The organism is Bacillus sp. ES1-5, from assembly GCF_022487605.1.
Classification (GTDB): Bacteria; Bacillota; Bacilli; order Bacillales; family Bacillaceae_G; genus Bacillus_A; species Bacillus_A wiedmannii.
Map to the genome: position 1 here is coordinate 812,020 of NZ_JAKVPU010000001.1, position 20,861 is coordinate 832,880.

The window sequence follows — 20,861 nt, forward strand, 5'->3', positions numbered from 1 at the left end:
CTATTGCGACGAATTGCCCTTCTCTTCCTTTTATAAAACTCATTTTATTATTCTCAAAACTGACACATTATAAGTGATTTCAATCACCACATTGTTTTTCATTTATCGCTATTCTTAATTTACATATTACATTTAAACTTTATGGAGGCATTCATATGAAACATACATTTACTGAAACGTCAATTGTTGGTGAGATTGTTACACAATTTCCGAAAGCTAGTGATCTTTTTAAATCGTATAGAATAGATTTTTGTTGTGGTGGTAATAAGCCACTTATTGATGCAATTCATGAAAGAAATTTATCAGCTTCTGAAGTAATTACAAAGTTAAATACGCTTTATCATAATACGAAACTATTAAATGAATCTGAAATTGATTGGAAAAATGCTTCTTATCGCGAATTGATTGATTATGTAATTAATAAGCATCATCGTTATTTAAATGAAGAGTTACCGCAGTTAAGTCCATATGTGACGAAAGTATTACGCGTTCATGGAGCAAATCAGCCTCATTTAGCTCAAATTCATAAGCTGTTTCATGAACTTAAAATGGAATTAGAACAGCATTTAATTAAAGAAGAAACAGAAGATTTTCCATTAATTTTAGAATTTGAACAAAATCCAACTGATGAAAACTATGCAAAGTTACGTAAAGTAGTAGATGAACTAGAAAATGAGCACAATCATGCCGGAAATATTATAAAAGAACTTCGTAAAGTGACAAATGACTTTACTCCTCCAGAAGGAGCTTGCGGCACTTATCGACTTGTTTATCAACGTCTTGAAGCGCTAGAGTCTGATTTATTTGAGCATATTCATTTAGAAAATAATATTTTATTTCCACGTGCAATTACAAGAGCATAAATCAAGTGCAGGACATGAGTATACATACTTATGTCCTGCTTTTTCATTTTGCGAAAAATATCCATGCCCCCTCACACAAATCCGAATTTTAACAATTTGTGAATCATTATAGAAGTGTGATAAATATCACATCTCCCCCTTTTTTGATTTTCTATAATAGAAATATAATCCTTTGTTCAACATTTCACATAAAAAGGGGAAACGAAAATGAAAAAACGTTTAGTGATGATCGGAAATGGTATGGCTGGCATACGCTGTATGGAAGAAATATTAAAACATGATAGTGATTCATATGAGATTACTATTTTTGGAGATGAACCGCATCCAAACTACAACCGTATTATGCTCTCTCATGTTTTACAAGGCAAAACAAATATGCAAGATATCATTATGAATGAATATAGTTGGTACGATGAAAACGAAATAACTTTGTATACAAACGAAAGAGTTCAAAGTATTAACCGAGAAGAAAAAATTATTACTACAGAAAAAAATCGTACTCTTACATATGACAAGCTCATTATAGCAACAGGTTCTAGTGCTTTTATTTTACCTGTTGAAGGTTCCACACTTCCTGGTGTAACAGGATTTCGAACTATTGAAGATACACAATTTATGATAGATACCGCTAAAGAAAAGAAAAAAGCCGTTGTCATTGGTGGCGGGTTACTCGGTTTAGAAGCCGCAAGAGGTCTAATTGACTTAGGAATGGACGTACATGTTGTTCATTTAATGCCTAGCTTAATGGAGCAACAACTAGATACGAAAGCAGCTGCTCTTCTGTGTGAAGATTTAGAAGCACAAGGCATGAAGTTTTTAATGGAAAAGAAAACTGTAAAAATTCTTGGTACAGACTATGTTGAGGGCATTCAATTTGAAGATGGTGAAGTTGTAGATTGTGATTTAATCATAATGGCTGTCGGAATACGACCAAATACGAAAATAGCAAGAGATGCTGGTCTCATTGTCAATCGAGGCATTGTAGTCAATGACTATATGCTTACAAATGATGAATCCATTTATGCAGTTGGCGAATGTGCAGAACATGATGGTATCGCATATGGACTTGTTGCCCCTCTTTATGAACAAGGCGCAATATTAGCGAAACATATAACGAATTTACAAACTGATGGATATACGGGCAGTATCGTCGGTACGCAATTAAAAGTTGCTGGTTGTAATTTATTCTCTGCTGGCCAAATTTATGAAGATGATCAGACGAAAGCAATTTCAATATTTGATGAATGTAAACGTTCCTATAAAAAAGTATTAATTCGTAATAATAAAGTCGTCGGTATCGTTTTATATGGTGACACAGCTGATGGCACACGCCTCTTTAGCATGTTAAAGAAAGAAGAAGATATACAAGAATATACAGCCGCTTCCCTTCTTCACAAAGCTGGTGAAGAAAGTGAACTTGACGTTGCTACAATGAGTGCAGATGACACGATTTGTGGATGTAATGGTGTTACGAAAGGTACAATCGTTCATGCCATTTTAGAGCAAGAGTTAACTACTTTTGAAGAAGTAAAAGGCTGCACGAAAGCCGCAGGATCTTGTGGTAAATGTCGTCCGCTTGTGGAACAAGTTTTATCTCATACACTCGGAGATGCTTTTGATGCTTCTGCGCAGTCTGCTGGTATGTGCGGATGTACAACTTTATCACGTGATGAAGTCGTAGCAGCCATTCACGAGAAAGGCTTAAAATCTCCAAAAGAAGTACGCAATGTTCTTGGTTTTGCACATGAAGACGGCTGTTCAAAATGTCGCCCTGCTTTAAATTACTACTTACGGATGGCGATTCCAGAAGAATATGAAGATGATAAATCATCTCGTTTCGTTAATGAAAGAATGAATGGTAACATTCAGCACGATGGTACATTTTCTGTTATTCCACGTATGTACGGAGGCGTTACAACAGCTGATGATTTAATGAAAATTGCTGAAGTTGCGAAAAGGTATGATGTTCCTCTTGTGAAAATTACAGGTGCGAGCCGCATTGGCTTATATGGTGTTAAAAAACAAGATTTACCTAACGTATGGGCTGACTTACATATGACTTCAGGATATGCGTATTCAAAATCTCTTCGTAATGTAAAATCATGTGTTGGTTCTCGCTTCTGCCGTTTCGGTACGAAAGATTCATTAGGACTTGGTATGTTACTTGAACAATCATTAGAAATGGTAGATACACCTCATAAAATGAAGATGGGTGTAACGGGCTGTCCTCGTAACTGTGCAGAAGTACTAACGAAAGATTTTGGCGTTGTTTGTGTCGAAAATGGATACCAACTTTATATTGGCGGAAATGGTGGTACAGAAGTACGCGAAGCTGATTTTGTAATGATTGTCCCAACTGAAGATGATGTCCTTCGCATCGCTACAGCTTACATGCAATATTATCGTGAAACTGGTATTTACGGAGAGCGTACTGCCTACTGGACAGAACGTTTAGGCTTCGATCACATAAAAGAAATACTACAAGATGCAAGTATGGTGACTACGCTAAATGAACGCTTCCAAACAGCTCGTAGCACATATACGGAAGCGTGGGGACAAGCACTAGAAACGAAGTCATTAAAAGCGATGTATGAAGTAGAAACTGTGAAATAAGGAGCTGTGATCTATATGATACAAACGAAAGAAAAAATAAAAGTTATGCGTGCGGAAGACCTTCCTATTCAAATCGGTAAAGAAGTGCAAATGAAAGGTATGTCTATCGCCCTATTCCGCCTTTCAAATGGAGATATTCGAGCTGTAGAAAATCGTTGTCCTCATAAAAACGGACCGTTAGCAGAAGGAATTGTATCTGGAGAATTCGTCTTTTGTCCACTACATGATTGGAAAATTTCACTAATAACAGGTGAAGTTCAAAAACCTGATGACGGCTGTATCCAAACATACGAAGTAGAAGTTATTGATGGGGATATTTACATATACATGTAATTTAAAAAGGAAGCCTTCCCCTGGCTTCCTTTCACATAAAAATAGACGAGGTGCGAATATGAACGGATATGTATATTTAGTTGGTGCAGGACCAGGTGATGAAGGGCTTATTACAAAAAAAGCGATAGATTGTTTAAAGCGTGCAGATATCGTTTTATATGACCGTTTATTAAACCCTTTCTTTCTTAGTTATACAAAAGAAACATGTGAACTTATTTATTGCGGAAAAATGCCAAAGAATCATACTATGCGACAAGAAATGATTAACGCACACCTCCTTCAATTTGCGAAAGAAGGAAAAACTGTTGTCCGCTTAAAAGGCGGAGATCCATCTATTTTTGGCCGTGTTGGTGAAGAAGCCGAAACTTTAGTAGCAGCGAAAGTTCCATATGAAATTGTACCAGGCATTACATCTAGCATCGCCGCTAGTAGCTATGCAGGTATCCCCCTCACCCACCGCAACTACAGTAATAGCGTCACATTACTAACTGGACATGCAAAAGGCCCTTTAACCGATCATGGAAAATATAATTCATCCCACAATAGCGACACAATCGCCTACTACATGAGTATAAAAAACTTACCTACAATTTGTGAAAACTTACTACAAGCAGGAAAGAAAACAGATACGCCGGTAGCCGTCATTGAATGGGGTACAACTGGTAAACAACGCGTCGTCACAGGTACACTTTCAAGCATTGTTTCTATCGTCAAAAACGAAAATATTTCAAATCCATCCATGACAATTGTTGGTGATGTCGTTTCCTTACGTAATCAAATCGCTTGGAAAGAACGTAAACCATTACATGGTAAAAAAGTTTTATTTGCATCCGCAACAAATAAAACAAGTTCAATGGTGCAAAAGTTACAAGAAGCCGGTGCAGAAATATATCAAATTCCAACTTTCAAAAAGGAAGAATACACATTAACATTTGAACAAATCAATGAAATTTTTAACGTTGATCGCCTTGTTTTTTGTTCAGCTGAAAGTGTAGAAATATTGATGCGATCATGTAGTAAATATCATAAAGATATTCGTTCCTTACAGGCGCAACTGCAATATTTAAACGTTGCCACTCAAGAAAAACTGATGCAATATGGGCTACTAAGTAAACAAGCAGAGTTCTCTTCCGATAATACTGTTTATTTAGGCAGAAATATTAATCGGATTGCTTTTATTCAAGAGAAAATTGGTGCCGGGTCATATATGATGACTCATGCGTATACAATTGATCATCGTTTCGATGAAGTCCATTCTCGTATGCTTTCTGAATTCTCATGGGATAGTATTGTATTTGAAGGGCGTGCCTCAATTGATACATTTCTATCAGAAATAAAACGCCTTGGCTTTATCGATATTCTTACTCTTCCCTTCTCATATACCGATATTCCAACTTTACACTATGCGAAGAAAGTCGGGTTTCATAACGTAGATCAACAATTACAAGACATGATTATGAAGAAAGACATGGTGGGACAATGAAAGGAATTGTATATGTTGGACACGGTAGTCGCCTGCAAGAAGGTAATGAACAATTCATTCACTTTATTCAATCTGTTATGAAAGAACGTAACGAACAGATTCAAAAAATAGCCTTCCTAGAACTAACGACACCTACCATTCAAGATGCAGTTACAGAAACGATACTAGAGGGCGCAACTGAAATAATGATTGTACCTGTTTTATTATTTGCAGCAGCTCACTATAAACGTGATATTCCTTTTGAAATAGAGCAACTACAAAAGAAATATCCACAAATAACATTTTCAGTTGTACCACCCTTTAGTACGCATCCACATATGGTGGAACTTGTAGTAAAAAGAATACGTGAAACTATGCCAATGCAAGATAGTAGTATTTTACTCGTAGGGAGAGGTAGCAGTGATCCACAGCCGATACATGAGTTACAACAAATCGGAGCAGCGGTCGAACGAAAACTCGGTATGCCAGTATCGTGCTCCTTTTTAACGAAAGGAGCGCCCTCTTTTACTGCTGAGCTCAAGGCTATAACATCGACTGCCTCCCATGTTTATGTCATGCCGTACCTTCTCTTTACCGGATTGTTGCTTCAAAAAATTAATTTGCATACAAAAAAATATGATCACATCACGACTTGCAATTGCCTTCAGTTTGATACATATATGAAATTAACATTACTAGAACGAATGGAGGAATGTGTGTATGTATAACATGTACCCTCTTATGTTTAATCTACATAATAAAGTGGTCGTTATCATTGGTGGAGGTAAAATCGCATATCGAAAAGCGTCTGGATTAAAAGATACAGGCGCTTTTGTCACCGTTGTCAGCCCAGAAATTTGCAAGGAAATGAAAGAACTTCCTTATATTAATTGGAAGCAAAAATTTTTTTCTAATGATGATATTAAAGATGCTCATCTTATTTATGCAGCTACAAATCAACATGCTATAAATATGATGGTCAAACAGGCCGCCCACGATTTCCAGTGGGTTAACGTTGTAAGTGATGGTACAGAATCATCGTTTCACACACCTGGCGTTATAAGAAATGATGAATATGTTGTCACTATTTCAACTTCTGGTAAAGATCCATCGTTTACGAAGCGTTTGAAACTAGAGTTAACCTCTGTCATTCCTAATCTTATAAAAAGACTTTCTCGTTCACACAAATTGTAATCTATTTCTTAGCTAAAATAGTAATTACCTTTGGACAAACGTTTTTTAGAAGCGTTTGTTCTTTTTGTTTTGGTTTCTTTTTTGAAACTGCACAGGCAATCTGCGAAGAAATTGAATGGTGTTGGCAACTTGTAAACCAGTAAATGTTATGATAACTGCAACATTACGAACAACTCGTTCCATTCAGTTTTTTATATTGGGTATTCATCCAACCAAATTAGCGCTTCTTCATAATCATCAAAAAATTTCACAGATTCTTTCGTATTGGATTGTTGCAAATAATTCAGTATCTCCCCTTCTTCAAGAAGAAATGCAATTGCCTTACTATGATTCAAAATGGTTTCATTGAAGAACTTATCTTTCCATACTTTTTGAACAGAAAAATGAGTTGGCTTGTATCCTTTTCTATCTACCAATAATTTGTATTTCCGCCCCTCAGAAATAAATTGCTGACAAACCTGTTCAAAACCATTAAACCATTCATACACATCCTCTGTTTTAATCTGGCCAATTAGATGGGTAACAATCAAATCTCCTGAAACTGTCGTTCTAATATTCCGTTTATTCAACTTAGAATCATCCCCCTTAGCGTAAAAATCTCATAACACTCTTACTTGATACTCCCATCCCTACAAAAGCAAGCTGACCAAAGGAAGCCTCTTTCTAGTACGCTAAACGTGTAAGAAGCGGAATGCCTTTATCTACTCGTTTCTTTAAAGTTCCTGATTGTAGAATTAGGTTTAAGGTCATACATTTATCCCTTAATTTCTTTATCCGTAGGCAAAACAATTGCAGCAATTATATAAAGTAACACTGTAAATCCACTAGTAAAAAAAGCTGATAATGCAGTTACTATGCGAAGAATACTTACATCAATTCCATACTTGTCGCTTAAGCCACCTAATACACCTGATACTTGTTTATCTTTAGTGGACTTATATAGTTTTTTCATCTAAACACCCCCGCTCCAATTAAATCTTTGTATGCTAAAAATTAGTTCGATCTTTGGAAGAGATTTAAAATTTCTTTAACTGACCCTTTAATTGAATAACTTCTGATATCTATATTTTAACATAAAATTCCATAAAACTTCTGTTTTTCATTTTCAAACCACATTATTTTAGAATACAAGTGTTTGTTAAGCTAGCAATAAAAAACATATCGAAGCCTATTACTAAAAGAACCCTCCTAGATTACTTTAGGAGGGTTCTTTTTCTTTATTAGTGATTCTTTAACATCACTAACAGCTTTTCTTGACTATACATCCATACTGTAATGATTAAACAAGCAAGTGCGACTTCTGATAATGCCATAAATCCAATTGCATAATGACCTGTTAGTTGGAATAGTAAAGTTAAAATTAGGGGCGGGAAGAACCCTCCTAGTCCGCCTAAAGCTGAAACGAGTCCATTTACAATACCAGCTTGTTCTGAGAAATACATTGGAACGAGTTTGAAGATTGTACCATTACCAATCCCTGCACAAAATGCGACTAGTAGGCAACCAAATGTATATACGTTCATACTAGGCATAAATGATAAAATAATACCTGAAAGTGTTAAACCGATAAATACGAAGATTAATATTTTAAACGGGTTAAACTTATCACCAAGCCAACCACCAATCGGACGCATAATTGTTGCGAGAACGATGAATCCGGCTGTCCGCATACCTGCATCTACTTTTTCTAATCCGAAGTGAGATACTAAAAAGTTTGGTAAGTATACTGTAAATGCGACAAATGATCCGAATGTTAAAAAGTAAAAGATACATAAAAACCAAAGTTTTTCATTTTTATATACACCTTTTATTTGTTCCGTTAATGGTGTATTCACCTTTTTCTCCTTACGATCTCCTAATAAAAAGTTCATAAGTGCAAACGCTGCAAGTAAAACTAAATAACACTGTACCGTCGTTCTCCAGCCAACTGAAGTTGCAATGACAGGTGCTAAAAACGAAGTAATTGCTGTTCCGGCGTTACCGACACCGTAAATACCATTTACAAAACCGTGACTCTCTTTCGGGAAGTATTTCGGTAAAGAAGTTACCCCTACGGAGAATACGGCCCCACCGATTCCGACGAATAAGCCACCAATAATTAAATCCATCATTGAATTGGCAACACTAATATAAAAGACAGGAAATAATAATAGAATAAAACTAATAAAGAATAATTTTCTTGCTCCGAAACGATTTGTCCAATAACCAATTGGAATGCGAAGAACAGAACCTAAAATAACCGGTACTGCTGTTACCATAGAAATTTGTCCCGCAGTTAATGGAATATCCACTTTAATATAAGGCATTAATGATGATAAAATGACCCACACCATAAAACCGATTACTAGATTAGAAGTTTGTAAAATTAATTGAAAATTATGACTTTTCATCCTGTTCCCTCCTATGTATGCATAGTTATATTCATTCTCTCCAGCTTAATCACGTCCTAACATGATTAGGCTGAAAAGAATCAACCACCACTTACTGGCGGAATCATTGCTATGACATCGCCAGTTTGAATGATATCATCCTCATTTGCATACTCTTCATTTATAGCGACCATTATCTCACTTGAAATTGCTACGTTGTATTTCGTGATAAGGACTTCCTTTAGTTCAGCAACCGTAATATTTTCACAATCTATGTGTAATGCTGACTTACTTACTTCTTCTTGTAAATGTGCAAATAATAGTACTTCAATCATATTCTCATCTCCTTTTCAGGCTCACCATTTGCATACGCCACCTTCTCTAACTGATCACCTATCCATGACTCACCATCTTCCCAAAACTCTTTCTTCCAAATTGGAACAATTTGTTTTATACGCTCCATAATATATTCGTTCGCCTCATAGGCTGCTTTCCGATGCGGTGTAGAAACCGCGACGACAACAGCAAGATCAGAAATTTGTAATGTACCAATGCGATGTGTAATGGCGACATATGTCCCAGACCACTTCTCTCCTACTTCGGTACCAATTTTCTCAAGCTGTTTTTCTGCCATTGTTTTATATGCTACATACTCTAAATATAGTGTACGACGTCCTTTCGTAAATTTTCTTACAGTACCAATGAAATTAGTAACAGCACCACACTCACGACAAATTACTTTGTTTGTAACTTCTTCAATTGAAATAGGTGTATCAATTACTTCATAATACATATGTGTCATCTTGCACCTCTTATCTTCGTATAGGTTAGCAATCTATTTTTCTATTATTTGTATGATCGAAGTGGTTCTTCCCACGGCCACTCACTTCCGACATTTGATTCTAATAACAGTACCGAAACAGTTATTCCTGCTTCAAATTCTCTCGTTCCTCCCGGCAGTACGATACATGCATTCGCCTCTGCAAGTGAAGAAATTGTACTAGATTTGTCTAAACCAACTGGTGTAGCTTGCAATGTTCCATCTACAATTTCCACTTTCCCTCGTACAAAACGAGTAAATGGGTTTGCTTTCGGAAAGTCTTTCTGTAATATTGCCTCTGCACGATATATGTGCGAATCTTTTCTATGCAAATATGTTCCAATGACTGGCCGAACATATAATTCACAACCGACATAACAAGCTGAAGGATTACCAGATAGACCAAATAATAGTTTTCCTTCTAGCTCAGCTACAGTTGTCACACTTCCTGGTCGCATCGCTATTTTGTTGAAAAGTACATTAGCTCGTAATCTCTCATAAATAGCGGGTAAATAGTCATAGTCTCCTACTGAAACACCACCAGTTGTAATTAAAATATCGACTTCTTTTATCACTTTTTTTACAGTGTTATAACACGTCTCAAAATCGTCAGCGAATTGTCCATAATACTGTACAACTCCGCCCGCTCGTTCAATTTGTGCAGCTATCATATAGGAGCTACTATTTCGAATCTTCCCTGGCTTTAATTGTTCATGTACTTCAAGCAGTTCGCTTCCTGTCGTTACAATTCCAATAACCGGCTGTTTTACAACGTGTACAGTACTATAACCAAACGTAGAAAGAAGCGCCACTACTCCAGGGTTAATAACAGTCCCTTTTTTCACAAGGATGGTATTTTGTTTTACATCTTCACCTTTAAAAGAAATGTTATCACCGGCGGCGAAGGAGCGTTTTAATTTCATATACGTCTTTTCTTTTTCTTCAAATCCTTCCGTTAGCTCTAACATAACAACCGCATTACACCCTTTCGGAATTGCGGCTCCTGTCATAATACGGACAGCTTGAAATGCTTTCACTTCTTCTGTAAAAACAAAACCGGCTCCAATTTCACCAATTACTTCAAACAGAATGTGATTACTGCTACTTGCTTCTTTTGTATCTTCTGCTCGAATCGCAAACCCGTCGTATGGAGAGCGATCAAAATGAGGGACGTCATGATCTGCAATAACATCTTCTCCAAGAATTCTTCCGTAACTTTCTATAAGAGAAACCTCTTCTATTTCACCTTGATGAGCGTATTTCATTACTCGTGCAACTGCTTCTGCCACTGAAATTGGTATACGTGTTTGTAACATTCCTTTTTCACCTCGTTTTAATAAGGGGACTCTTTCTCTATATTCATCCTATATATTTTGCGTATAATCGTTTTGCTATTTTCACATCATTTGTTCCATGAATAAATGCCCTACCGTCTGTAAATAAAACGAAACGATATTCATCAATTAGAAATGATAGTAAGTAAGGCGTTTTTTGGACATGTACACTTTTTTGTAATCGTTTTTGAATTTCGTTTAAATTAAGATCTCTCTTTATTCCTGAACGGATTTGAACTGTATTCCGTCCGCATAACACTTCAGTTTTCATCTGCGCTTCAAATGCTAGACTTGGATACGTTCGTGATTTCCCACAAGATAGACATGTACTTTTTTTCTGTCTATTTACTTTTAATGAGAGATATTGATTGTTCCAAATATCAAATGATAACATCGTTCCTCTTAGCGACTCATAATCATCCACCAATATTTTCATCGCCTCTGTTACTTGGTGAGCAACAACCATCTGTACCGCTGGCTGAATAATTCCGGCTGTATCACATGTTGCACCCCCCATTGGATGATCCATTAAGCAGCGAAAACATGGTGTTTTCCCTGGAAGAATTGTATACGTTACACCGTAACTTCCAATGCAGCCACCGTATATCCAAGGTATATTTTCTTTTTGTGAGATGTCATTTATAAGTAGGCGCGTATCAAAATTGTCAGTCGCATCTAATATAAGATCCACTTCTTTTGTTAACTCTTCTATTTCTTGCATTGTGACATCCGTTACAACTGGTACAATTTCCACTTCAGAATTAATCTTTCTTAAATGTTCTGCCGCTGCAATTGCTTTCGGTTTAGACTGCTTTGCATCTTCTTCTGTATATAACTGTTGCCGCTGTAAATTACTCCATTCGACGTAGTCACGATCGGCAATTGTCAACTTTCCAATTCCCATCCTAACGAGCGCTTCCGCATTTGCAGCTCCTAGTGCACCCGCACCGATTAGGAGCACTTGCTTTTCTCTTATTTTCCTTTGTCCCATTTCACCAATTTCAGAAAACAACACTTGCCTTGAATAACGCTCCTTCATAAGGAATCCTCCTTTCACTATCCACCAATGTAAGACATTTCAACTTTCAATCGTTTATTTGTACTTTCAGCAGTTCTTTCATCTGAATATCGATCTGTTCTAAACTCCCATGTATGTTGGAGAATTTTTAGTAGTGAGGTATCCGAAATATTTTCTCGAAGAAGCGTTCGCAAATCCGTTCCTTTTTCTCCAAATAAGCACGTATAAAACTTGCCGTCTGCCGAAATACGAGCTCTCGTACAAGAAGAACAAAATGACTCAGATACTGAAGTAATAAATCCAACTTCGGCATCGCTCCCTACATATCGATACAATTTTGCAACTTCTCCAAAGTAACGAGGTTGAACAGGCTCAATCGGATATACATGATTAATTTTCTCTATTAATTGTTCCTTCGTAATGACTTGTTCAAAATTCCATCCGTTCGTACTGCCAACATCCATAAACTCAATGAAACGTAACTGTATTTCTTGTGCTTTAAAATACTGAGCCATAGGAAGAATTTGACTATCATTCATTCCTTTTTTTACGACCATATTTACTTTCACTTCTAATCCAGCTGCCTTCGCTGCTTCAATTCCTTTTAATACAGGTTTTGTGCTTACATTTCGGCCATTTATTTTTTTGAAGACATGATCCTCTATTGCATCTAAACTAATATTTACGCGTTTTAATCCCGCAACTTTTAGCGCCTTAGCTTGTTTTGCTAAATGAATTCCGTTTGTTGTGAGCCCAATATCCTTTAAGCCTTCTAACTTTGTAAGCCTTGCGATTAACTTCGGTAAGTCTTTACGCAATAACGGTTCGCCGCCAGTAAGCCTAATTTTATTGACTCCCATACTTATAAACAATCGTGCTAATCTTTCTATTTCATCGAACGTTAATAAAAACTCTTCCTGTAAAAAAACGTAATCAGGTCCGAACACTTCAGCAGGCATACAATATGTGCACCTAAAATTACAACGATCAATAACTGAAATACGTAAATCTTGAAGTGGCCGTTCTAAAGAATCTTTCATTTTCTCGTGCATCTATATCCCTTCTTTTCTGCTCAAATCCTTAGTAAGCTTTCGTTTTTTTATTTGCCTTCATTATAAAAAAGAAGCGACATATTCAATGTGACTTTTCTCACATTACTTTCCCCATTCAAAAATTCTTCACAAATCTGTTCGCATTTTGTTCACATCTTCGATCCCTACTCCTTACGGTCATTGAAATTTTACAACAATTTTGAAATAGCTCTTGCATTTTCAGCATACTTACACTCAAAATAGGAAAGGTATTGCTTATAAGAAGAAAGGTGATTGCTGTGACAAACAGTATGAAATTATCTCAAGATTTAAAGGAATTACTTGCATCTGTTGAATATAAAATGCAAATTAAAAAAGGAAGTTTTATTTTTCAAGAAGGTATGGAGGCAACCGAACTCTATATCATCCACTCCGGAAAAGTACAAATTAGTAAACTAAGTGCTGACGGGCAAGAGTTGACACTCCGTATTTGTTCGGCATATGACATTATTGGAGAATTAACATTGTTCACGGACGATGCGAAGTATTTATTAAATTCAAAATGCCTTGAAGATGTTGAAGTAGGCGTTATAAAGCGTGAAGCGTTAGAAAGAGAATTACTCCAAAAGCCCGCACTTGTATTTGAATTTATGAAATGGATTAGTGAACATTTAAGAAGAATGCAAACAAAGTTCCGAGATTTAGTATTGCATGGCAAAAAAGGTGCCTTGTATTCTACTCTCATTCGAATGACAAATAGTTATGGTGTGTTAAAAGAAAATGGTATTCTCATCGATTTACCTTTAACGAATCAAGAACTTGCTAATTTCTGTGCAACTTCACGTGAAAGTGTAAATCGAATGTTAAATGAATTAAAAAAGCAAGGCACAATTTCTATTCATAAAGGAAAGATTACAATCCACGATTTACAATTTTTAAAATGTGAAATTGCATGTGAAGATTGCTCTGCCTCTGTTTGTAGTATTGATTAGCATCTTATTTAGATACTTATACCTATAAGGAAAGCCGAGGTCTCCAATTAGATCTCGGCTTTCCTTATAAATTACTAAACATATAAAACTAAATCATTTTTTCAATTCATTAGGAATACGTCTTCTGTAAATCACATAACTACGGCTTAAATATTTAATTGGGGCACTAAATACATGTACCAGTCTAGTAAATGGCCATACTGCGAAAAGCCCCATTCCTGCAAGAATATGAATTTTAAACCATACAGGTACTTCCATCATATATTCAACTTTCGGTTGGAAAATGAAGAGACTTCGGAACCACGGACCGATCGTTGTACGATAATCAAACCCTTTTGAGTCGATGTTTAAAAACGTTGAGGAAAGTCCTGCTAGCATTACGATAAGTAATAAAATAAGCGCAATATAATCTCCCTTTGTACTCGTTGCAATGATACGTTTTACTGTTACGCGGCGGTACGTTAATATAATTAAACCGATGATAGAAGCAATACCTGCCGGAAGTCCGAAACTAATTGCTATTATGTGATACATATGCTCAGAAATACCTATTGAACGATATACAGCCTCTGGAATTAATATCCCCATAACATGACCGCCAATTACGAACATGATACCAAAGTGGAATAATAGACTTCCGATTCGAAGTATTTTCTTTTCTAATAGTTCACTAGATTTTGATGTCCATCCAAATTGATCATAGTTGTATCTAAAAATATGTCCACCGATAAAGATTGCAAAAATGATATAGGGAAACAATACCCATAGAAATTGATCCATCATTTTGACAACTCTCCTTTCTAATTTGTCTGTACACTCCATATATCGATAGCGAGTAGAACAGCCGTAAGAATTGGTTCATACATACTATCAGCTTCTTTTAACTGAACGTGTAATGCTTGTATGTTCTCCTTGTATTTACTCATAATTGGTTCACTGTCTTGCTCATTTGCATTTGCAAAGAACTCAAGCAATAGCGGTAAATAATCAGGTAATTCTTTATCTGTTACTTCAAAACCAGATTTTTTATAATGCTGTTTTAACTCTAATAACTCAATACCTCTTTCTCTTTGTTCACCGGTGTTCATATAAGTAAGATACATATTTGTCTTCTTACCAAAATCGAATGTATATACGTAACAGTCAATTAATTGATCATCCATTTTATCCAGCGCTTGCTTTATAAATGCTGTAAGTGCTACTTTAACGTCTTCCTGTTCAATTGCTTCAATCTCTTCTTGCAATTCAGTTAAAGCTTCTCTCCAACCTAGTTCCGGGTAGGAGAGAAGGAATGAAGAACATGAAAAAGCAGTTTTTAAACTTTGTTTCATATTTTTCCGCCCCCATTATTTAAGAAATTGTCATACAAGATCCTGGGCCACCTGTGAAGGATAAACCACAGCTTCCTTGTTCGTTATATAAATCTGCAACTTGCTCGCGATGAGATGTCGGGATGACGAAGCGATCTTTATATTTCGCGATAGCAAGAAGACGATACATATCTTCTACATCCTGTTTCGTTAAGCCAAGTTCTTTTAATACCGATTCATTTGGTTCTTTATTAATTTGCAACGCTCTCATATGTGTTCGCATAACAGCCATTTTTTTCAATGTTAGACGAATATGGGATTCATCTCCTGCAGTAAGTAAATTTGCTAAATATTGAATTGGAATACGCATATTATCAATAGCAGGGAAAATCTCTTCTGCTTGCCAGTTACTACCTTTCCCCTCCACCATGTTCATAATGGGGCTAAGCGGCGGGATATACCAAACCATTGGCATTGTACGATACTCTGGATGAAGAGGTAGAGCGATTTTCCAATCGATAATCATTTTATAGATTGGTGACTGTTGTGCCGCTTTAATCCATTCTTCAGGAATCCCTTGTTTTTTCGCTTCAGCTGCTACTTCTGGATCATTTGGATCTAGGAAAACAGTAAGCTGAGATTCATATAAATCTTTTTCATCTTCAACAGACGCCGCTTCTTTTACTTTGTCAGCGTCATATAGCATTACCCCAATATATCGAATACGTCCTACACATGTTTCCGAACAAATCGTTGGCATACCCGCTTCAATACGTGGGAAACACATTGTGCATTTTTCAGCTTTATTTGTTTGCCAGTTAAAATACACTTTTTTATACGGACAAGAAGATACGCAGAATCTCCAAGCACGACATGCATTTTGATCCACAAGGACAATCCCATCTTCTTCACGTTTATACATCGCACCAGATGGACAAGAAGATACACAAGATGGATTCATACAGTGCTCGCATATGCGCGGTAAATACATCATAAAGACATTTTCAAAATCCGTTTTAATTTCTTCTTCCATTTTCTTTACGTTCGGGTCTTGCAATCCTGTTATATGTCCGCCTGCTAAATCATCTTCCCAGTTTGGACCCCATTCAATTTTGTCGATAAATTCGCCTGTAATTGCTGATTTCGGACGAGCAACTGGTTGATGCTTACGCTGTGGGCTATTTGTTAACGTTTCATAATCATAGTTCCAAGGTTCAAAGTAATCATCAATTGTTGGTTGATCTGGATTGTGGAAAATATTCATAAGACGCTTCATTTTCGAACCGGATTTCAGCTGAATTTCACCATTTTTCAATTCCCAGCCGCCTTTATATTTCTCTTGATCTTCCCATTGCTTCGGATAACCAATACCAGGTTTCGTTTCTACGTTATTGAAGTACATATATTCAGCACCTGGACGATTTGTCCAGGTGTTTTTGCATGTTACGCTACAAGTATGGCAGCCGATGCATTTATCTAAGTTCATTACCATTCCGACTTGTGCTTTAATCTTCAAGCCAATCTACCTCCTTCAGTTTACGGATTACGACATTTAAGTCACGCTGGTTCCCAGTCGGACCATAGTAGTTAAATCCATAGCTTAATTGGCCATATCCACCAATCATATGTGTTGGTTTAACATGAATACGGGTTGGACTATTATGTGTTCCCCCGCGGGTGCTTGTTAATTTCGTACCAGGCACGTTAATGTGACGATCTTGTGCATGGTGCATAAATGCCATTCCCCTTGGTATACGGTGCGTTACAACAGCACGCGCTACAACAACTCCGTTACGGTTAAAGCACTCAATCCAATCATTATCTGCAACGCCAGCTTCTGCAGCGTCCTCTTTATTCATCCAAACAGTTGGACCACCTCTAAACAGCGTTAACATCGGTAATGAATCGAAATACATGCTATGAATTGACCACTTATTATGTGGTGTTAAATAGTTTAATGTAATTTCTTTCCCTTCTACTTCAGGCCGTGATTTACGGAACGGTTTATGTTGCAAAATTGGTTTAAATGTTGCCATCGTTTCACCAAATTCTTTCATCATGTCATGATCTAAATAGAAAGATTGTCGACCAGTTATCGTTCTCCAAGGAATGAGACGTTCTACATTTGTAGTAAATGGTGAATAACGGCGTCCACCTTTTTCTGAACCTGTAAAGGCTGGAGAAGTAATTACTGTTTTCGGCTGCGCTGTAATTTGTTCGAATGTGAAACATTCTTCTTCACGTTCTTCTGCTAAATCACGTAGTTTTAAATCCGTTTGTTTTTCAAGTGCTTCCCATGCTTTTACAGCCATATGACCGTTTGTTGTAGAAGAAAGTGTTAATACCGCTTCAGCAGCATTAATTGCTTCTTTTATGTCTGGGCAACCTTTCGCAATAGAATCCGTTCGAACGACTCCTAATCGGCTCTTTAATTGCTCATATTCTTTTTCTGCGGACCAAGAAATCCCTTTCGTACCAATCGGCTGTTTTCCGGTATTTGGTCCTAGCGCAGTCATTTTGTCATAAATCGTTTTATAATCCCTTTCGACAACATGAATTTGTGGCATCGTTTTACCTGGGATCGGTTCACACTCGCCTTTACTCCAATCTTTAATCTTGCCAAGTGGTTGCGCTAGTTCTTGCGGTGTATCGTGAAGAAGTGGTGTTGCAACGACTTCTTTCATTGGTTCAAGATCGATTTTCTTCGCTAAATCTGACACAGCTTTAGAAAGAGCGGTGAAAATATCCCAATCAGAGCGTGCTTCCCATGGTGAACCGATTGCCGGATTAAACGGATGTACAAATGGATGCATATCTGTACTACTTAAATCGTGCTTCTCATACCAAGTTGAAGCTGGTAAAACGATATCAGAATAAAGCGCTGTTCCAGCCATACGGAAATCTAAATTAATGAGTAAATCTAACTTCCCTTCTGGTGCTTCTTCATGCCACTTAATTTCTTCTGGTCGTAACGAATCACTATCGTCATTCATTAATCCGTTCGTTGTACCTAATAAATGTTTTAAGAAATATTCGTGCCCTTTACCAGAACTTGAAATTAAGTTTGCACGCCATACGAATAAGTTGCGCGGGAAGTTATTTTTGTTATCTGGATCTTCAATCGCAAATTTCAGTTCTTTATCTTTTAATTTTTGAGCAACGTATTTTCCGATTTCTTCTTGTGTTGTTGCACCAGAAGCAACAGCTTCTTTATATAATTCAATCCCATTTTTCTCGAATGTCGGATAAGAAGGTAACCAGCCGAGTCGTGCTGCTAATACGTTATAATCACCGTGATGTTGATAACGTGAGTTACCTTCAATTGGTGATGCTAAATGTCCAACTGGTGTATCTTCATAACGCCATTGGTCTGTTACGAAATAGAAGAAAGATGTACCATTTTGTAATTTTGGTGGCCCTTGCCAATCTTTTGCCATCGCGATCGTTTGCCATCCTTCTGCTGGTCGTAATTTTTCTTGACCAACATAATGCGCCCAACCACCGCCGTTTACACCTTGTGCCCCAACGAGAAGAACAAGATTTAAAACGGCGCGATAAATCGTATCAGAGTTAAACCAATGGTTAATACCCGCTCCGACAATAATCATTGAGCGACCATTCGTATCAACAGCATTTTGTGCGAACTCACGAGCAATTTGAATAATAAGCTCTCGTTTCACCCCTGTCATTTTCTCTTGCCATGCAGGCGTAAACGGTACATCATCATTGAAATCTTTCGGCTCTTGCCCGCCGAGTCCTCGGTTTACGCCGTAATTTGCTAATGTTAAATCGTATACAGTTGTAACGAACACTTCTCCTTCTTCTGTCATAACTTTTTTCACTGGAATTGTACGTTCTAATACTTTGTTTCCATCATCAGAGAAGTACGGAATTTGTACAGTTTCAACATTATCTTCCATTCCAAGTAAAGAAAGACGTGGATCAATCTTTTCCCCTGTTTCTTCATCTTCTAAACGTAAGTTCCATTTCTTTTCGTTATCCCAACGTGACCCCATTGTGCCGTGAGGAGTTGCAAAATCGTTCGTATTCTCGTTCCATAGTACAGGTTTCCATTCTCCTAACTTTGTTTCGCGTCCAATATCAGAAGCATTTAAGAAACGATCAGCAACGTATTGATCTCCTTTTTGTTTCAATGTGACGAAGAAAGGAAAATCAGTATATTGCTTCGCATACTTTGTGAAGTATTCCACTTGATTATCTACGTAAAATTCTTGTAAGATTACGTGCCCCATTGCCATCGCAAGTGCACCATCTGTACCTTGTTTCACACTAATCCAATCATCCGCAAACTTTGTAGATTCAGCAAAGTCAGGACTTACAGAAACGACTTTCGTTCCTTTATATCGAACCTCTGCTAAAAAGTGTGCATCTGGTGTTCTCGTCATCGGTACATTTGAACCCCATGTCATAATGTAACCAGAGTTATACCAATCACTACTTTCTGGTACATCTGTTTGATCGCCCCAAATTTGCGGAGAAGCTGGTGGTAAATCTGCATACCAATCATAAAAACTAAGCATCGGTCCACCCATAAGTTGCATAAAGCGGCTACCAGCTGCATGACTTAACATCGACATAGCTGGAATTGGTGAAAAACCAATATTTCGGTCTGGACCGTATTTTATTACTGTGTAAAGTAAAGAAGCTGAAACGAGTTGTAACACTTCATCCCAATTCGCACGAATGAATCCCCCTTTACCACGCGCCTGCTTATACGTACGTGCCTTTTCAGGGTTTTCCACAATGCTTTTCCAAGCGTCTAATGGTGACTCGTTATTTTGTAACTCCTCTTGCCACATACTCCAAAGAACACCACGTACATACGGATATTTCACACGAAGTGGACTGTAAATATACCAAGAAAAACTTGCTCCACGCGGACATCCTCGCGGTTCAAAATCAGGCATATCAGGACCTGTTGTTGGATAGTTAAGCTCCTGCCCTTCCCAAGTTACAATTCCATCTTTCACATAAATATTCCAACTACATGAACCAGTACAGTTCACTCCATGTGTAGAACGAATTACTTTATCATGCTGCCAACGCTTTCTGTACACATTTTCCCATTCGCGATCTTCATATGTTTCTTGCGTATGGTTATCGTTATAACGATCTATTGGTGAAAAATATTTTAAACGTCTCATTAGTGCTGAAGGTTTCTTCTTCATACTGTTCACTCCTTTAATACGTCTCTCTTACATACCCTTACTATAAAAGAGGTTGTAAAATACAGATGTGACATTTCGCACAGTTCAAGAGATTGTCAAAAATTCAGTAGAAAATAAGTTTGCGAGAAGACCTTTTGTTTCGTTGTGAAGATTTATGGTTAATCTTAATTATTAGGAGAATAGTATTTTGAGAGTTTGACTATTTTGCAAAAGAAAAAACGTAGGAGAAACCCCTACATTTTTCTTTATAAATATATGAAACAGAGTTTTGAATTTTTTCTTCACGATATTATTTTATATCCAGACATATTTCACATAAAACTAGAAATCGTT

Annotated in this window: 19 protein-coding genes; 7 read left to right on the top strand and 12 right to left on the bottom strand. The window is 37.0% G+C overall.

Going from position 1 to position 20,861, the window contains the following annotated elements:
• The first annotated feature begins 155 nt into the window (after nucleotides 1–155).
• The 6 genes from ric to MKO96_RS04190 all read left to right on the top strand — a co-directional run bounded on the left by ric (nucleotide 156) and on the right by MKO96_RS04190 (nucleotide 6,465).
• On the top strand, nucleotides 156–863 hold the full coding sequence (gene ric, locus MKO96_RS04165) for an iron-sulfur cluster repair di-iron protein (protein WP_240586770.1): 708 nt from the start codon (nucleotides 156–158) through the stop codon (nucleotides 861–863).
• A gap of 207 nt (nucleotides 864–1,070) precedes the next feature.
• Nucleotides 1,071–3,476: an NADPH-nitrite reductase large subunit gene (gene nirB, locus MKO96_RS04170; RefSeq protein WP_240586771.1), complete on the top strand. Its 2,406-nt coding sequence runs from the start codon at nucleotides 1,071–1,073 to the stop codon at nucleotides 3,474–3,476.
• A gap of 15 nt (nucleotides 3,477–3,491) precedes the next feature.
• Nucleotides 3,492–3,809, top strand: a complete 318-nt coding sequence (nirD, locus tag MKO96_RS04175; protein WP_098346536.1) for a nitrite reductase small subunit NirD — start codon at nucleotides 3,492–3,494, stop codon at nucleotides 3,807–3,809.
• A 58-nt stretch (nucleotides 3,810–3,867) separates the two neighbouring features.
• Nucleotides 3,868–5,292 (top strand): uroporphyrin-III C-methyltransferase, encoded by a 1,425-nt coding sequence (locus MKO96_RS04180; RefSeq protein ID WP_240586772.1) that lies wholly within the window; start codon nucleotides 3,868–3,870, stop codon nucleotides 5,290–5,292.
• Complete coding sequence (locus MKO96_RS04185) at nucleotides 5,289–5,999, top strand: sirohydrochlorin chelatase (RefSeq protein ID WP_240586773.1); 711 nt, start codon at nucleotides 5,289–5,291, stop codon at nucleotides 5,997–5,999. The genes MKO96_RS04180 and MKO96_RS04185 overlap by 4 nt, the downstream gene beginning before the upstream one ends.
• On the top strand, nucleotides 5,992–6,465 hold the full coding sequence (locus tag MKO96_RS04190) for a precorrin-2 dehydrogenase (RefSeq protein WP_240586774.1): 474 nt from the start codon (nucleotides 5,992–5,994) through the stop codon (nucleotides 6,463–6,465). Before MKO96_RS04185 ends, MKO96_RS04190 begins: the two co-directional genes overlap by 8 nt.
• A 191-nt stretch (nucleotides 6,466–6,656) precedes the next feature.
• Here the strand turns inward: MKO96_RS04190 and MKO96_RS04195 are convergent, their stop codons facing one another.
• The 8 genes from MKO96_RS04195 to moaA all read right to left on the bottom strand — a co-directional run bounded on the left by MKO96_RS04195 (nucleotide 6,657) and on the right by moaA (nucleotide 13,058).
• Nucleotides 6,657–7,034 (bottom strand): SpoIIAA family protein, encoded by a 378-nt coding sequence (locus MKO96_RS04195; protein WP_240586775.1) that lies wholly within the window; start codon nucleotides 7,032–7,034, stop codon nucleotides 6,657–6,659.
• Nucleotides 7,035–7,219: 185 nt separating this feature from the next.
• Nucleotides 7,220–7,417 carry a PspC domain-containing protein gene (locus tag MKO96_RS04200; RefSeq protein WP_088093176.1) on the bottom strand — a complete coding sequence of 66 codons (198 nt, stop codon included), beginning with the start codon at nucleotides 7,415–7,417 and terminating at the stop codon, nucleotides 7,220–7,222.
• Between the two features lie 268 nt (nucleotides 7,418–7,685).
• Nucleotides 7,686–8,855, bottom strand: coding sequence for a nitrate transporter NarK (gene narK, locus MKO96_RS04205; RefSeq protein WP_240586776.1), 1,170 nt, complete (start codon nucleotides 8,853–8,855; stop codon nucleotides 7,686–7,688).
• Between the two features lie 80 nt (nucleotides 8,856–8,935).
• On the bottom strand, nucleotides 8,936–9,169 hold the full coding sequence (gene moaD / locus MKO96_RS04210) for a molybdopterin converting factor subunit 1 (RefSeq protein ID WP_000573685.1): 234 nt from the start codon (nucleotides 9,167–9,169) through the stop codon (nucleotides 8,936–8,938).
• Complete coding sequence (locus MKO96_RS04215; RefSeq protein ID WP_240586777.1) at nucleotides 9,166–9,636, bottom strand: molybdenum cofactor biosynthesis protein MoaE; 471 nt, start codon at nucleotides 9,634–9,636, stop codon at nucleotides 9,166–9,168. The genes moaD and MKO96_RS04215 overlap by 4 nt, the downstream gene beginning before the upstream one ends.
• A 44-nt stretch (nucleotides 9,637–9,680) precedes the next feature.
• Complete coding sequence (locus tag MKO96_RS04220) at nucleotides 9,681–10,970, bottom strand: molybdopterin molybdotransferase MoeA (RefSeq protein ID WP_240586778.1); 1,290 nt, start codon at nucleotides 10,968–10,970, stop codon at nucleotides 9,681–9,683.
• Between the two features lie 43 nt (nucleotides 10,971–11,013).
• Complete coding sequence (locus tag MKO96_RS04225; RefSeq protein ID WP_240586779.1) at nucleotides 11,014–12,027, bottom strand: molybdopterin-synthase adenylyltransferase MoeB; 1,014 nt, start codon at nucleotides 12,025–12,027, stop codon at nucleotides 11,014–11,016.
• 17 nt (nucleotides 12,028–12,044) lie between these two features.
• A complete protein-coding gene (gene moaA / locus MKO96_RS04230) occupies nucleotides 12,045–13,058 on the bottom strand; it encodes a GTP 3',8-cyclase MoaA (protein ID WP_240586780.1) in 1,014 nt (337 codons plus the stop codon).
• 278 nt (nucleotides 13,059–13,336) lie between these two features.
• On the opposite strand from moaA, the gene MKO96_RS04235 reads away from it, so the two are divergent.
• Nucleotides 13,337–14,029 carry a Crp/Fnr family transcriptional regulator gene (locus tag MKO96_RS04235; protein ID WP_046953630.1) on the top strand — a complete coding sequence of 231 codons (693 nt, stop codon included), beginning with the start codon at nucleotides 13,337–13,339 and terminating at the stop codon, nucleotides 14,027–14,029.
• 93 nt (nucleotides 14,030–14,122) lie between these two features.
• Here the strand turns inward: MKO96_RS04235 and narI are convergent, their stop codons facing one another.
• Genes narI through MKO96_RS04255 form a run of 4 tightly spaced genes read right to left on the bottom strand, consistent with a single transcriptional unit; the run spans nucleotide 14,123 to nucleotide 20,528 of the window.
• Complete coding sequence (narI, locus tag MKO96_RS04240; protein ID WP_240586781.1) at nucleotides 14,123–14,812, bottom strand: respiratory nitrate reductase subunit gamma; 690 nt, start codon at nucleotides 14,810–14,812, stop codon at nucleotides 14,123–14,125.
• A 17-nt stretch (nucleotides 14,813–14,829) separates the two neighbouring features.
• The gene (gene narJ, locus MKO96_RS04245) at nucleotides 14,830–15,360 is read right to left on the bottom strand and encodes a nitrate reductase molybdenum cofactor assembly chaperone (RefSeq protein WP_240586782.1); all 531 of its coding nucleotides are present in this window, start codon (nucleotides 15,358–15,360) and stop codon (nucleotides 14,830–14,832) included.
• A gap of 19 nt (nucleotides 15,361–15,379) precedes the next feature.
• The gene (narH, locus tag MKO96_RS04250) at nucleotides 15,380–16,855 is read right to left on the bottom strand and encodes a nitrate reductase subunit beta (RefSeq protein ID WP_240586783.1); all 1,476 of its coding nucleotides are present in this window, start codon (nucleotides 16,853–16,855) and stop codon (nucleotides 15,380–15,382) included.
• On the bottom strand, nucleotides 16,845–20,528 hold the full coding sequence (locus MKO96_RS04255) for a nitrate reductase subunit alpha (RefSeq protein WP_240586784.1): 3,684 nt from the start codon (nucleotides 20,526–20,528) through the stop codon (nucleotides 16,845–16,847). The genes narH and MKO96_RS04255 overlap by 11 nt, the downstream gene beginning before the upstream one ends.
• Between the last annotated feature and the right edge of the window lie 333 nt (nucleotides 20,529–20,861).